At 50.0% G+C, this 13478-nt stretch carries 14 protein-coding genes; 10 read left to right on the forward strand and 4 right to left on the reverse strand.

Going from position 1 to position 13478, the window contains the following annotated elements; translation table 11 throughout:
• The first annotated feature begins 198 nt into the window (after nucleotides 1–198).
• The 10 genes from ACKF11_RS13675 to ACKF11_RS13720 all read left to right on the forward strand — a co-directional run bounded on the left by ACKF11_RS13675 (nucleotide 199) and on the right by ACKF11_RS13720 (nucleotide 10954).
• Nucleotides 199–975, forward strand: a complete 777-nt coding sequence (locus tag ACKF11_RS13675) for a toxin co-regulated pilus biosynthesis Q family protein (RefSeq protein ID WP_407997523.1) — start codon at nucleotides 199–201, stop codon at nucleotides 973–975.
• Between the two features lie 12 nt (nucleotides 976–987).
• Complete coding sequence (locus tag ACKF11_RS13680) at nucleotides 988–2718, forward strand: secretin GspD/PilQ domain-containing protein (protein ID WP_407997524.1); 1731 nt, start codon at nucleotides 988–990, stop codon at nucleotides 2716–2718.
• Nucleotides 2719–2721: 3 nt separating this feature from the next.
• Entirely contained in the window at nucleotides 2722–4005 is a 1284-nt protein-coding gene (gene pilO2 / locus ACKF11_RS13685) for a type 4b pilus protein PilO2 (RefSeq protein ID WP_407997525.1), read from the forward strand.
• Nucleotides 3992–4555, forward strand: coding sequence for a type IV pilus biogenesis protein PilP (gene pilP / locus ACKF11_RS13690; protein WP_407997526.1), 564 nt, complete (start codon nucleotides 3992–3994; stop codon nucleotides 4553–4555). Before pilO2 ends, pilP begins: the two co-directional genes overlap by 14 nt.
• A gap of 3 nt (nucleotides 4556–4558) precedes the next feature.
• Nucleotides 4559–6298: a GspE/PulE family protein gene (locus ACKF11_RS13695; protein ID WP_407997527.1), complete on the forward strand. Its 1740-nt coding sequence runs from the start codon at nucleotides 4559–4561 to the stop codon at nucleotides 6296–6298.
• A 2-nt stretch (nucleotides 6299–6300) separates the two neighbouring features.
• Nucleotides 6301–7353 (forward strand): type II secretion system F family protein, encoded by a 1053-nt coding sequence (locus ACKF11_RS13700; protein ID WP_407997528.1) that lies wholly within the window; start codon nucleotides 6301–6303, stop codon nucleotides 7351–7353.
• Between the two features lie 131 nt (nucleotides 7354–7484).
• Nucleotides 7485–8051 carry a type 4 pilus major pilin gene (locus tag ACKF11_RS13705; protein ID WP_407997529.1) on the forward strand — a complete coding sequence of 189 codons (567 nt, stop codon included), beginning with the start codon at nucleotides 7485–7487 and terminating at the stop codon, nucleotides 8049–8051.
• A gap of 57 nt (nucleotides 8052–8108) precedes the next feature.
• Entirely contained in the window at nucleotides 8109–9062 is a 954-nt protein-coding gene (locus ACKF11_RS13710; RefSeq protein ID WP_510338918.1) for an ATPase, T2SS/T4P/T4SS family, read from the forward strand.
• Nucleotides 9059–9658 carry a 5' nucleotidase, NT5C type gene (locus ACKF11_RS13715; protein WP_407997531.1) on the forward strand — a complete coding sequence of 200 codons (600 nt, stop codon included), beginning with the start codon at nucleotides 9059–9061 and terminating at the stop codon, nucleotides 9656–9658. The genes ACKF11_RS13710 and ACKF11_RS13715 overlap by 4 nt, the downstream gene beginning before the upstream one ends.
• Nucleotides 9659–9712: 54 nt before the next feature.
• A complete protein-coding gene (locus tag ACKF11_RS13720) occupies nucleotides 9713–10954 on the forward strand; it encodes a toprim domain-containing protein (protein WP_407997532.1) in 1242 nt (413 codons plus the stop codon).
• A gap of 277 nt (nucleotides 10955–11231) precedes the next feature.
• Here the strand turns inward: ACKF11_RS13720 and ACKF11_RS13725 are convergent, their stop codons facing one another.
• From ACKF11_RS13725 to ACKF11_RS13740, 4 genes are read right to left on the reverse strand one after another with little or no spacing between them, the layout of a single operon-like run.
• Nucleotides 11232–11792 carry a hypothetical protein gene (locus ACKF11_RS13725; protein ID WP_407997533.1) on the reverse strand — a complete coding sequence of 187 codons (561 nt, stop codon included), beginning with the start codon at nucleotides 11790–11792 and terminating at the stop codon, nucleotides 11232–11234.
• A 12-nt stretch (nucleotides 11793–11804) separates the two neighbouring features.
• Nucleotides 11805–12464: an EAL domain-containing protein gene (locus ACKF11_RS13730; protein ID WP_407997534.1), complete on the reverse strand. Its 660-nt coding sequence runs from the start codon at nucleotides 12462–12464 to the stop codon at nucleotides 11805–11807.
• On the reverse strand, nucleotides 12457–12879 hold the full coding sequence (locus ACKF11_RS13735; protein ID WP_407997535.1) for a RusA family crossover junction endodeoxyribonuclease: 423 nt from the start codon (nucleotides 12877–12879) through the stop codon (nucleotides 12457–12459). Before ACKF11_RS13735 ends, ACKF11_RS13730 begins: the two co-directional genes overlap by 8 nt.
• Before the next feature lie 6 nt (nucleotides 12880–12885).
• Entirely contained in the window at nucleotides 12886–13446 is a 561-nt protein-coding gene (locus tag ACKF11_RS13740; RefSeq protein ID WP_407997536.1) for a hypothetical protein, read from the reverse strand.
• Nucleotides 13447–13478: the final 32 nt, after the last annotated feature.

Raw genomic sequence — 13478 nt, forward strand, 5'->3', positions numbered from 1 at the left:
TAGATAAAAGTGCACATGAGGGAGTCAGTACGCATTCTTCAAGGCCCTTACAGAATTCAGAAGAAAACCAACAAAAACCCTTGGCAGATAAGGCACAAAAGGTGTCTTTCGCGGGGCTAGCTGGTAATCAACTATAATTTTCTGGATTTGCTTAAAGATTGCGTATAATATACCTCATAAGAGAAGGAGTTGAACATTATGAACCGTTGGAAGATGAACTTAGTTGTAGCTGCAATTCTTGGTGCGATAGCGCCAGCATCAGCGTTTGCGGGCTTTGAGGTGGTTGATGCGCCTGAAGAGCCTGCGAAAGAAGTTGCGAAGCCAGTTGCGCAAAAGGTAGCTCAATTGCAACCTGCAGCCCCCAAGGCGACTATTCGCCAGCAAGCAGTCCTGATTGGTGGCTTGAATCAAGTGGGCCGTAAGCCTGCAATCATTCCTCCGGCAAAGGGCATGGTGAATGGCCAGCCCTTGCGTGATGCATTGTCCTTGCTGGTACCTACAAGCTTCTCCATTTACAACGATGGCAACATCAACCTGCTTTCCGCTACCAGCTGGCGTGGCAATGGCCAGGATGACTGGACAGTTGTCCTGGGCAACCTGCTGCGCACCTCCGGGATAGCGGCGACCCTGGACTGGGATCAAAGCACCCTGAGCCTGGAAAAACAGGTTCAAAAGGTAGCTCCTCCAGCACCTAAGCCAGTATGGAAGCTCGCGCTGGCTGACAAAACTGTTCGCACCGCGCTTTCCCGCTGGTCGAAATCCAATAACTGGCAGCTCGATTGGGATGTGGCCGTTGATTTCCCGATTCCTTATGACATCGAGTACCAGGGTGAATTTAAGTCTGCAGTTGAAGAGGTGATGCAGTCTCTTCGTGGCAGCGACTATCCCGTTGAAGCTTGTGCCTACGATGAAAATCGTGCCCTGCGCATTGTGCGTATGGGTGAAGCAAACAAGTGCAAGCTCGCATCTAATTAACAAGGACTCATCATGAAGAAGCATTTTGCCCCGGTGTTATTGCTTGCGCTGACGACAGCAATGACTGGCTGCGCCCTGGAGCCATTGGCTCGTAAGGAGGCTGATGCCAGCTACGCAAACAATGACAAGAAGATTGCCGAGCTGAATAGCACGGTCAAGAAACAGATGGATGAATCCAATACGCTTGTGAAGTCCTTCAAGGGCAAGTGGATTGGCGCCAAATCTATCCCTGTTTCCAGCGATGTCGTGCTGCCTGAAGCGTTTTATGCTTCCTGGGGCTTTAACTTCCCCGGCCGGGTCAATATCGCAACTGCTGCTGAACGTATAACCATGGTGACGGGCATTCCGGTCTTTGTTAAGCCTGATGCCTATGTGCCACTGGCTCGCTTCGTGCACGGCGCCAACGTTTCGAACTCAACTAATACCACTGCTGTGGCTGGCACCCTGCAAGGTCAAGAGCAGATGCAAATGCTGGGGATGGCCCAGGATGGTTCTATCAATGGCAGCATCGCCTCCGATTTCTCCACCACAATGGAGCTCAACTTCCAGGGCACGCTGGTAGATTTCCTGAACCGTATTGCCTCTCGCGCTACGCTCAGCTGGGAGTATCGCGATGGTCGCATCGAGTTCTACCGTGTAACCACCCGTACATTCACACTGAAGACTACGCCTGGCGATTCGGTATACAGCTCCAAGATCGGCAAATCTGGCTCAACTCAGGCTGGCAACCAAAGCAGCGGCACAGGCTCCAACAGTGCTAGCAATGCTTCATTCAGCGCTGACTCTGCGGTCACTATGACCACTAACATCTCCGTTTGGACCTCGGTGCAAACAGCTGTTTCATCCATGTTGTCTCCATTGGGTCGTATGTCCATCAACCAGAGCACCGGCACGATTACTGTCACTGATAGTAAGGATGTGGTGGATGTGGTCGGTAAATACATCGAAAACGAGAATCGCACACTGAACCGCCAGGTGCGCATGCGTGTTGAGCTGTTCAACGTAATTTTGAGCAAGAACTATGAAAATGGTGCTGACTGGAACGTGGTGTTCAGTCGCTTGAATAGCCTGCTGAATCCAGATTGGTCCTTGAACTTCGCCACACCAACATCCTTGGTCGGCCAAGAAGCTGGCAGCCTGGGTTTCAAGATTACAGCAACTGGCTCCAGCGGCCTGGCGCGCTGGAATGGTACTGAGGCCATGATCAAGGCTCTGAACGGTATCGGGATTGGTAGCGTCTCCCATACGACTACGGCCGTTACCCAGAATCGTCAGCCAGTTCCAGTGGCGCTCACTGAGCAGGTAAGTTACCTGGCAGCGACAACACCTGTAGCTGCAATGGTCGGTGGCGGTACGGGCGGCGTGCCGGGCCTTACTCCAGGCATGGTGACCACTGGCTACATCATCAACCTGCTGCCTACGGTTAATGACAATGGCTCCGTGTCTGTGCAGTTCAGTATCGATATGTCTGAGCTGAAGCGCATCAACACAATTTCATCCGGCCAAGGCGCAAACCAACAGTCGATCCAGGCGCCTGAAGTGTCCAGTACACAGTTCCAGCAGAAGATAACTGCGCGCTCTGGCGAAACCATCATCCTGAGCGGCTTTGAGCGTTGGAATTATCAGTATGAGAAGCGCACGCTGACCGAGGGCGGTAATAGCTGGCTGCAAGGCTCGTTGTCTGGCAAGGGGCGCAAAGAAGGCCTGGTCATGATGATTACCCCTGTAATCGAGGATAACTAATCCATGGCTGCCACCACCATGTTCGTTCGTTCCGTAGGCGAGAAGAATACCCGTCTTGCCTTTGGGATGATGTGGTCCACCCTTAAGAGGGTTGGTCGCGAAGCGGATGAAATCCGTGAGCTGGCCAAGGACAACAAGGTTACTTCTTATGCAAGGTCAACCAAGGGTCACTCTGAGGATGCCCTGATTGGCCTGCCAATCAACCTGGATGCTTCTGACCTTAAGGGTAAGGTTTACTCTGCAGCGCAGGCGTTTGCCTCTATGGATGGCGTTCAAGATCACAGCATGATGATCTGGCGCTTTGAGGATGACCTCGTATGGGTTTGCCGTATCAAGAACGGTTTACCCATGGTTGGCAAGGATAAGGTCATGCCTGCCAGTGAGGTGGCTGGTTTCATCAATGAAGAGCACAGCTTTTCTGATTACTCAATCACCACATACGGTAACTGGAGTGGCGAACCTGAAGGCCTGAACATTGAAGATATTGCCTTCGCTTGCGGTCGTGATGATGAAATTCGAGCCGTACCTGGCTTCAAGCTCACGCTGCCAAAGATCCTGACACTTGTCTTGATCCTCGGTAGTGTCGGCGGCGGTTATGTCTACAACAAGGACAAGGCTGCGCGCGAAGAAGCTGCCAGGCAGGCTGCCATGGCTCAGCAAGTGTCGGCCAGCGATCAATATGTTCAAGCCATTAAAACGAACAAATCTGGTACGCCAGCTGCTGTTCGCTGGGCTGAGCTGCAAGACGCTATCAACGGTATTCAGCTTGTTTCCGCAGGCTGGGCCTTGGATCGCATTGATTGTGATGTTGAAGTGGCGAACAGCTGCACAGTGACTTGGAAGCGCGAGATTGGTAGCAATCTTGAGCTGAATTCAGAGTTGAATCTCCCTGAAGATACCCAGTGGTCTCTTGATGCGGGCAAGGTCACTTACCAGGTCAAGCTTCCTGATGCAGCAAAGGACAGCAATTTTGGCCTTGCTGAATCGCCATCCATCCGAGATTACCTGAAGAACTTTGTTAGCCAGATCCAGGATGCCTCATTGGCTGGCCTCAATATCAGCCTCAAGAATGGCCTTCCTTACGGAATTCCTGCTGGCGTGACCCTGGGTGACATCAGCCCTGATGTGCTGGTGACGGCTGGTGAGTGGGAAATGCGCGGTGAGATCTGGTTGGCTGAATATGCCTTCAATCTGCCTGCAAACATGGTTCTCAAGTCTTTTTCAGTCAACGTCGAAAACGCTGACATCAAATTCAGTATGAAGGGTAACTACTATGCAAAAAAATAATGGATTCCTGATGGTCGCATTGGCCTTTTCGGCTATGTTCCATGGTCCAGCGGCAATGGCTGAGGAAGCTGCTGCCAAGGCACCTACAGAGGTATTCACTATCGGTGATTACTCTGCGATGAAGAAGAAGCTCGCGCAGCTGAAGCTCGAAGTCGAGATCAAGAAACAGCAGTCTGAGCTGGATGGCACAAAACAGTCCAACCAGATCCAGATGCAAAACTTGCCGGTGGTACCACTCGGTAATGCGTCATCCAAGGTGAACTTCAGCAACCCTGATGATTTCGAGCTTTCCGCGATTTTTGGTCGCATGGGTGCTCTCAAGGCCGAGGTTAAGGTTGATGGTCGCCCTTATATCGTAGAAGCCGGCAGCAGGATCATTCCTGGCTGGGCAGTTACTTCGGTGAGCAATGATCGTGTGGTCCTGCATGATGGCAAGAAGTCCAAAACCATCTTTATGGCAGCAGCTAGCTCTGCACCAGCACCATTTGATGCAGGTATCAAGTCTCTGCCTCCCGTCCCTTCTATCGGCTCAAATAACTTCGGGCGTTAATTCATGTTCTCGAATCTCTTCGGTCGTGGCGATAAAAAGAAGCCCGCTGCAGTTAAGGCGTCTACAAAGCCTGTAACCGCAAGGCCTCCCAAAGCTATACAAGCCACTGATGTGAAGCCTGTGCGGGCAAGCACTGGTCCCATAATCTCTAATGCTGAGGAAATTCCAGAGCATAGGTCGGTGGCCACGGCTGAGGGCGGGTTATTCCATTTGTCTGCCCATCTGCAAACAAAAATGGCAGCCATCGAAGTGAATCTCGGACAATACCAAATACTGGTCACCACCGATTTTTGGCAGAACAACAATCACCTGACCCTTGCCCAGGATGTGAAGCAAAAAGGCTACAAGGTTGTTGCTGAGAAAAAGATTGATGATGGCACCTTGCAGATTCTCTACTCGCGCTGGGCGAATAAAGAGACCCTGAAGGATGCGGACGTTGAAAACCCAATCCTGACGAAGCAAGTAGAAAAAATCGTGCTCGATGCTGTAACCGATCGCGCAACGGATATCCATATTTGCCCACGCTTCAATACTGCCAATAGGACTGGCGCTATCTTGTTCCGGATAGACGGCAAGCTGCGTGTATACATGAAGTACCCCGCTGATGCGTTGGCGACATTGGTTGGTTACATCTACACGAAGAAGGCAGAGCAAAGCAGCCGTTCAGAGCCTGCCTTCAACAAGGATTCTGCTCAATCTTGTTCGGTTGTCGTGATGCTTGATGACAGGGCAGTGCGCATTCGTTACCAATCCACCCCTGTTAATGGTGGTTTTGATGTTGTCATGCGTTTGCTGGTGTTGGATAGCCAGGATAAGACCAAGAGCCTGGAAGATTTGGGCTATGAGCCCACCCAGGTGCGGGATTTGGATCTGGCTTCCAGGAAAACTGTTGGTGTGATCATCGTCGCAGGTGTTACAGGCTCAGGTAAGTCTACAACCCTGAAGACTTTGATGACCAGGTCGCCACGCAGGCATTTGGTGAAGTCATATTCCATTGAAGATCCAGTGGAATACCAAATGGGCATGGTGTCGCAGATCAGTGTGCAGCGCTCAAGCGATGACAAAGACACGGACTCCAATCCATTCCTGAGAAGCATGCGGGTCCTAATGCGTTTGGATCCTGATGTGATCATGGCAGGCGAGGTACGTGATAACCCATCATGCCAAATGCTGCAGACAATGGTTCAGTCTGGTCACCAGGTAATGACAACAGTGCATACCTCAAGCGCCATTGAGATTCTGGACCGCCTGTCGTCTGAGTCGATGGGCCTCACCAGACAAACCCTCTCCGGTAAGAATTTCATTTCCGCGCTGGTATTTCAACGCCTGATTCCGCTGCTGTGCGAGCACTGCAAGATTCCGGCAGTGAAAATTGTCCCGGAAGATCGCCTGGAGTTGCTCGAAACTAAGTTCGGGATTTCGCGGAAAAATGTGTACGGCGCGAATGAAGCGAATAACAAATGCCCGCATTGCGGGGGCACAGGCATACACGGCCGGACAGTAGCTTCTGAAATTATTCTGCCCGATCGCGATTTTCTCCGCCTGGTCCGTAATGGCGATGATTTGGCTGCTGAAGAGTATTGGCGTACGCGCCGCGTCTCGGGTTTTGATGACCCGGACATGACAGGTAAAACTGCATTTGAGCATGGCCTTTACAAGGTTGCTTGTGGGTTAGTAGATCCACGCCACCTGGAAGATGAATTCGATCCTATGGAAATGTATCAATTGGTGGAAAGGAAGTAGAAATGAGTTTCGGATTGAATTTAGCGCTGTTTAACTTCAGATCAAAGCGTGCAGATTTTTACTACGATTTGGCGAAGGCAATGGATGACCAGTCTGACTTGGTGAGCGAATTCAGCAATTTACGTAAGCGTGCAACTGAACGTGGCCAAAAGGGTAGGGCACAAATGTACGCCAAATGGATTGAAGGTCTGGACTCCGGCAGCCTTTCCAATGCCCTGAAGGGTGATGTGCCTGAAACAGACCTCATGATCATCTCTGCGTTTGAGACATCTGGCCGCTTGGCTGAGGGCTTGAAGTTCTTGTCCAAAACAATTCGTACCGCGCAGAAAATGAAGAGCTCTATGATCATGGCGCTTGCTGGGCCAATCTTTGCTTTGGGCCTGGGCATCATGGTGCTGGCCCTCATGTCCTTCATCTTGATGCCAATCATGGTTCAAATTTATCCGGTTGAAGAGTGGCCATTGTCTGGCCGCATCCTTTACCCGATATCCCAGATCGTGGCGAATTACGGTATCTACATCGGTGTAATCATAGTCTTGGCCATCGTGGGTTTTGGGCTTTCAATCAAGCGCTGGTACGGTGATAAGCGCGTGGTAGTGGACAACTGGATTGGCTATAGCATGTTCCGTGATTACAACGGTGCGATGTTCCTGACCTCTTTGGCTGCATTGATGAAGGCTGGCACTGGCATCATGGAAGCTTTGGTGAAGCTGCAGGAAATGTCGACGCCCTGGATGCAATGGCATATCCGCAAAATGATCAAAGGGCTTGATAGCCGTGCTGGCGAACCTGCAGAGGCGCTGGATACTGGTTCCTTGCCTGAAGAAGTGATGGACCGTATTGCTGACTACGGCAAGCGTTCTTCATTCCTGGAAGCCATGAACATGATTGGTCTGGAAAGTATGGAGCGTACAGAGGCCAAAATCGCGAAATCAGCACAGACTATCAATATGCTTATGTTGTTTATGGTGGGGATCCTTTTCGTTACGATCATCGTGGGCACGGTGCAAACAGGTATGCACGCCCAGACTGTAATCAGGGCAAAAATGGTTTAAGCCAACGCCCAGATAGAAAACCTGAGAAATTTTGTTTGATTCTTGGGTTTTTTAATGTAATCATAGAATGCGTATGTAGTATTATATAAACAATCAACTGAAATTCTTTCAACCTGTTTAAGGGGCAGTAAATGAACACTTTTCATAATTCGAATTTGAACCTGAAGGCTAAGCTGATCAACGCCAAGCGTCAGGGTGGCTTCACATTGGTTGAAGTAGGTATTGTTGCTGTGGTTGTTCTAGCCTTGCTGGCTGGTGTGATCAATGCGCCTCGCATCATGGCAGATATGCGCGCCAATGATGAAATTGGTGAACTTAAGACAATTTCTACTAATGTCCAAAAGATCTATTCCAATGCGCCAAGTTATAACGGTGCAACCATGGCAGAAATCATTGGCATGAAGGCCTTGCCTAAAAACCGCGTTGTTAATGCAACCACCGCAACCAACCGCTGGAGCGGCTCACTGACGCTGACTCCAGCAACGTTGACAACTGCAGATGATGCGATCCGCATGACCCAGACAGCTGTTCCTGAGTATGAATGTGCCACCATCATTCCACAAACGGAAGCTGGTTTCGCCCGTATTTCAGTGGGCGGTACGGATGTGAAGCCTTTCGGTGGCACCATGAACCGTACAGCTCTGGGCACACAATGCACAGGTGCAAATCTGACGATCGATTATTACTTCACCAAGTAATTCAACTACAAGAGATAGGCCTGTTTCCCAGGCCTATCTTTTTTGTATTAGATAGAAATGCTTTTAGGAAATAAATCAATGAAAGATTTTGCATTCGAAGACGTAACAGATTTGCATGTGGATACTGTAAGCCCCACAGAGCAATCCGTCCTGTTCCCTGGCCAGGTGCGTGTTCAGGGTGATGCAATGGTGAGCTTTGTGAATCGCCTTGCCGATGAAATCAGGGCAATTCACAAAGCTAATCCAGGTCGCAATCGATTTACCGTAAAAGGTGACATAGGCCGGTTCCGTGTACAGCACATGATGGCTGATAAATATGCTGTCCGTGTTATCAATGATCTTCCCTCCTTTGATAAGCACTCCTTCAGTAAGCCCCATGTGGCAAAGCTGTGTTCAGAAGATTACCTCAAAACCGGTGGCCTCATCATGATAGTGGGGCCTGCGGGCAGCGGCAAAACTTCAACTGCTGTAAGCACCCTTAGAAAGCGCCTGGAAATGTTCGGCGGTTTCGCGCTCACAGTGGAAGATCCACCAGAGTACGATTTGCGAGGTTTTGTTGGTGAGGATGGGTACTGTGAACAGCTGGATGTGACGGAGATAGGCTTCGAGAAAGGGCTTGAAATCAGCCTGCGTAGTTTCCCTTCAAAGAATTCGTCAATGCTGTTCTTTGGCGAAGTTCGCAGCAAGGCTGCGGCCGCTGAATTGTTGCGGATTGCCGTTGACGGTCACCTAGTTATCACCACGCTACATGCGAAAGATATTCCCAGTGCAATAACAAGGTTGATATCCATGGCCAGCAATGATGGTGAGGATGAAGCCCGATACCTGTTGGCTCAAAGTTTGAAGCTGGTAATTCATCAGCAAATTGACGAACAAAACATTGTGAAGTTGGAGGCGCTTGACGTTGATAGCACAGCATCATCAATTATCAGGAATCCCCAGGCGGAAATGAATCTTACTGATTGTATTCGCAGAACAAAGCAAATGTTGAATGCCGCTAGGACTGCATGATGAATAGGGTCGTATGTGTTGATGCTGACGGTGTCCTGGTAGATTTTTTGAGGGTTTGGTCCCAAGCAATGCAGGATGTGCTCGGTAAGTCTATGCCCTTGCTCAGGAATCAATACCCTTTGGCCGATCGATATGGCCTGCAGCCTTATGAGCTGGATGCTGTCTGGCATCATTTCAACACCCAAAACCTTTGGGAATCATTACCTGAGATGCCTGGCGCCGTAGAAGCAATACGGCTATTGAGGGAGCATGACTACCAGGTGAATGTTGTAACCATGATTGAGCCTGAGATCCTGCCTGCCAGATTGAACAACTTTGAAGCTATTGGCATGCCAATGGTGCCTGTCCACGTCTGCAGTGGTACCAAAGAACATATTTTGCGTAAGCTTGGCGCAGTTGCTCACTTTGACGACAATCCAGCTCATATAAATGAAGCCCTGGAAGCGGGTGTAGAAGCTCGTATGCACGTGGTCAACCATGTTGGGGACCTCAGCCCTTCAGCAGCAACTGGAAGGCACCATTGCCTCTTAAATGCAGTCAATGACTTCATTCTTACATTCCAAGACAAGCGCGGCATGACAGTTAGCTTCGAGTAAAAGTGTGAACGTGGTATAATATAAGCAACATTAATCAATGATTCGGGTGCTATTGTGGGTGTATTTTCAAGGGTTCAGGTGCCAGCACCCGCTGAAGTAGAAAACAAATCTAAACCTCAGGCTATTCCGGCTGCACCATCTCATGCAGTTATTCGAGCTGCAACTGCCAATCCAATCCCCAAAAGCGATTTACCACCTGTTGCCCCTGAGAGGCCAAAGGCGCCACCAAAGGCTGTTAAAAAACCTGTCGACGTTGAATCAATTCTCTGGGATGCGCTGGACAAGCATGGCGCCAAGGTTAAAAGGTACGGCGCTGACTGGATCCGTATCCCTGCAGTATGGCGGGGCAGCAGGGAATACAACGTCTCTGTTCACGCTACAGCCGGTTTTGCTATCGATTTTCCAGACAATGCCAAACGTCTAGACTTTAATGAGCTCATGGAGCTGCTCGAACACAAGCCAGGTGATATCCAGCTGGTGAGCGCAGACAAGATCAACGTCCAAAATAGTGCCCAGGATCGTAGGCGTGATGCCCAGAACTTGTGGCGGAAAGGGACAGACCTCACACGCATCTCCATGGCCTCCAGGATAGCCAGACGCTACCTCGTTAAACGTGGCATACCAGAAAGCACCATCAGTCGTATTGCTGGCCAGATCCGTGCGGTACCGGGTGAATTCGGTGGCGCGACCTTGCTGCTACCCATATTCCAACCTTCTAAAGAAGGGGTAATGATTGGTGTCCAGCGGATATTTCTGAATTCCCAGTCGGAGAAATACGGCGAGGATCCAAAGCGTATGCTGGGTTCTCATTTCGATGGGGACCGTGCTGGTGGGTTCTTGATCGCTGGCGATCGCACCAGGTTCCAAAGTAAAGAAGTTGCTGTTGTGGAAGGCTTTGAAACAGGCCTTGCGGTGTCAGCAGCTACTGGCATGCCAGTATATGTTCTGTATACCGCCAATGGCGTTAGAGGCGTGCACCTGGATTACCTAAGCTCGCTTGGTGTTGAGTCAGTATTGTTTGCTGAAGATAATGATGACCCAGATAAACATGGTCGCCGTGCTGGCCAAGAAGCTACTGATTTTACAGCAGGCAAGATGCACGCAATGAATATACCATGCCGCAGAGCCACGCCAGTTAGGAGTATGGTTGGCAATAAGGCCTGTGATTGGCTGGATATCTTCGTTAAAGACCGTATAGCATGCGCAAGGCTATTGCTAAATGCACTTCCATTTGTGCCCAAGCCAAAACCTCAGCCAAAAGTTAGGCCGGCAATGGCCAACATGTACAAGCCTTAATATTAGATTGCTGATAGCCAGTCGATGGCTGAATTGAAGAGTCTGGTATTAGCGGGGGCTTTATGAGCTTCATGTAGTCTCACTTCTGAGTACCCACCAATTGTCACGCTTGCAGCCATACAGGCCGCTGACTCAGCCTCACTATAAGAAATGAAAAGCGCCCACAGTGGCGTTTGGGAGCTAGATCTCTGGTAACTCATGGCTACCTGACCTGTAAAGTCAGGGGAGATGGAGGAAGTGGCGGTGCTCCCATCCATCAGGCTTTCGTAGATAACCCTCATCCTGCTGCAGAAGCTTTCAGTACGTCAATAACGTAATCAAGGTGGATAGCAGCCGCCCCAAAGAACACAAAAATGAATCCCTTAGATACAGTTTCATTTGAACTGCCTTCAGATACACCACGGAATACCAACAGGCCACGAACAACCGCGGCTACCCCGACCACCCCGATGAACATGAATAACACCTTGCGAGCTGCTGTGACCTTTGCTTCAAGTCCAGTTCCAGCGCTATATCCAAACGGGTTGAAGTTGCCATCACCAAAGACCGTGACCGTAAGAGCGCCCAGCGTGCTGTTGAGGTAAATCAGGCACACGCCAACGGCGATTTGGACACCAACCTTCATGATGACATTGTCGTCACGGCCACGATCGTCAGCTGCATTCTTCAACTTGAGGATGGCTGCCAGGATGACCCACAAGCCAATGCAGTAGGCTAACGCCCCAATAAGCGTTTTAATGGGCCCCAGGGTGTTACCAAGATTGGTGATCAAGGTGTAAACATCAGGCATATTGCCAAGGTTGAGCTTGCTTACTGCATTCTGCAGAGTTTCATTCATAGTTTTTGGTCCCTATCCTTCAAGTTCACGGAACAAGAAGCCTTGTCCATATCTGGCGCCACAATCAATGGCCAAATCAAGATCTGCTGAGGTTTCGATCCACTCAGCGACCGTGGGCACATCTTCATCGCGACATAGTTGGCAAAGCATTTTGAATACACGTTGATAGGAGGCTGATTCCCTTGCCCCGTGGATGATGGATCCATCGATCTTTGCGATATCAGGATTGGTCAGTAGGAAGCGCTCAAGGCCGTCTTGGCCTTTGCCCATGTCATCAATGGAGAGGCGAATGTCGAAGTTTGATTTCCAGCTTCTTAGGCGTGCTGCAGCTTCCTGTACCTTGCGCGCCGTGCAACCGGCCTCAATCCATTCGATGACAAGGCCAGGCTTGTTCTTTGAGGCCCTGTACATCATTTCATCCGAGATCATCAATATGGATTCAGAAGAGATGTTGATGCTGACTATGCCTTCAAGGCCGGCAGCAATCTGGCCAATATTGTGAATGGTAGAAAGGTCGTGATGGAGCCAGTGGTCATATTGCCTGGTGCTCAGGATCTCGAAACCTACGGTACTGCCCGGATTGACCAGGTCATGGATAGACTCGTATTTGTAGCGATCTTCACTCGGCGTGTACTCATCAATTGATGGTTTATCCCTTACTAGACTAAGCATGAGCAACATCCTCCAGGCGGAAGGATGGAAGCTTGAAGTCATCAGAGATTTCTTCAACGATGACCTCTGAGTAACCAGCTTTTGGCTTTGCTTTGCCCCACAAATAAGTTGGGATGCCAAGCACCTTGCAGTTGTCATCAACAATGACACCAGATTCGGTGAGGCAATCTAGGACTGGCTTGAATGAGGACACCAGACCTTCGTAATCAGGTTCGCTTGAGCTGTGCCGAATCAGGGTGACTTTGGCTCGCGCTAGTGGCGTCCTCGGTTTGCCTTGCTCAAGGATCAAATGCCAAATGGCCATTTTGAGGCCTCTATCCTTTTTTGCGCGTGTCGACCAATGCCCGTTTGCATGCCTGGCAGCATTGGTGGTTTCTGGCAATTCAGGGATTTTAATTTTGAGTTGATATGCCATGGCGACCTACATCTTGATGTTGCGTCGACGGCGCTCAAAAAACTCATCATCCACCACTTTGAGCTCGAGCGTGACTTTACGCTGGTGGCCGCCCAAGTGGCTTGCGGCCTCCCCAATGGTCAAATACTTCTTATCCTTAAAGCAATCGAGCTTTTCGCTTACGTCGATAGGAATGACGAATGCGCAGCCAGCCAGCGGGGTGGCAGGGGAAGTGAACAAGAATATCCTGTTAGATGAGAAGTGGACACCAGCCATCAGCCAGGGCACCACATTCATCCAGGACATTTCGGCTTCTTGGACTTCAATTTTAGGGAAGCCGTCAGCACCAAGTCCGATCATGAAGCGTTTCGCTACCAAGGAATCAAACATCACGATGCGTTCCTTGATTTTGATATGACCAAGTCCAAAAAGTGGGTCGGCCCAGAGGTAGAACTTTGCAAACGCTCTGAGGTGCAGTTTTGCTTCCTCAGAGAGCTGGTTTTTCTGAAGCTCCGCAAGCAATTCTGGAGCATCTGCAGGCAGCGCTTGGGAATTCGCGTTCAAATGTAGTTGTTCAGGCTGATTCATGGCCCACCAATCATATTTTAAAGTTGACTATA

Source organism: Methylobacillus draconifructus (assembly GCF_045984385.1).
GTDB lineage: Bacteria > Pseudomonadota > Gammaproteobacteria > Burkholderiales > Methylophilaceae > Methylobacillus > Methylobacillus flagellatus_A.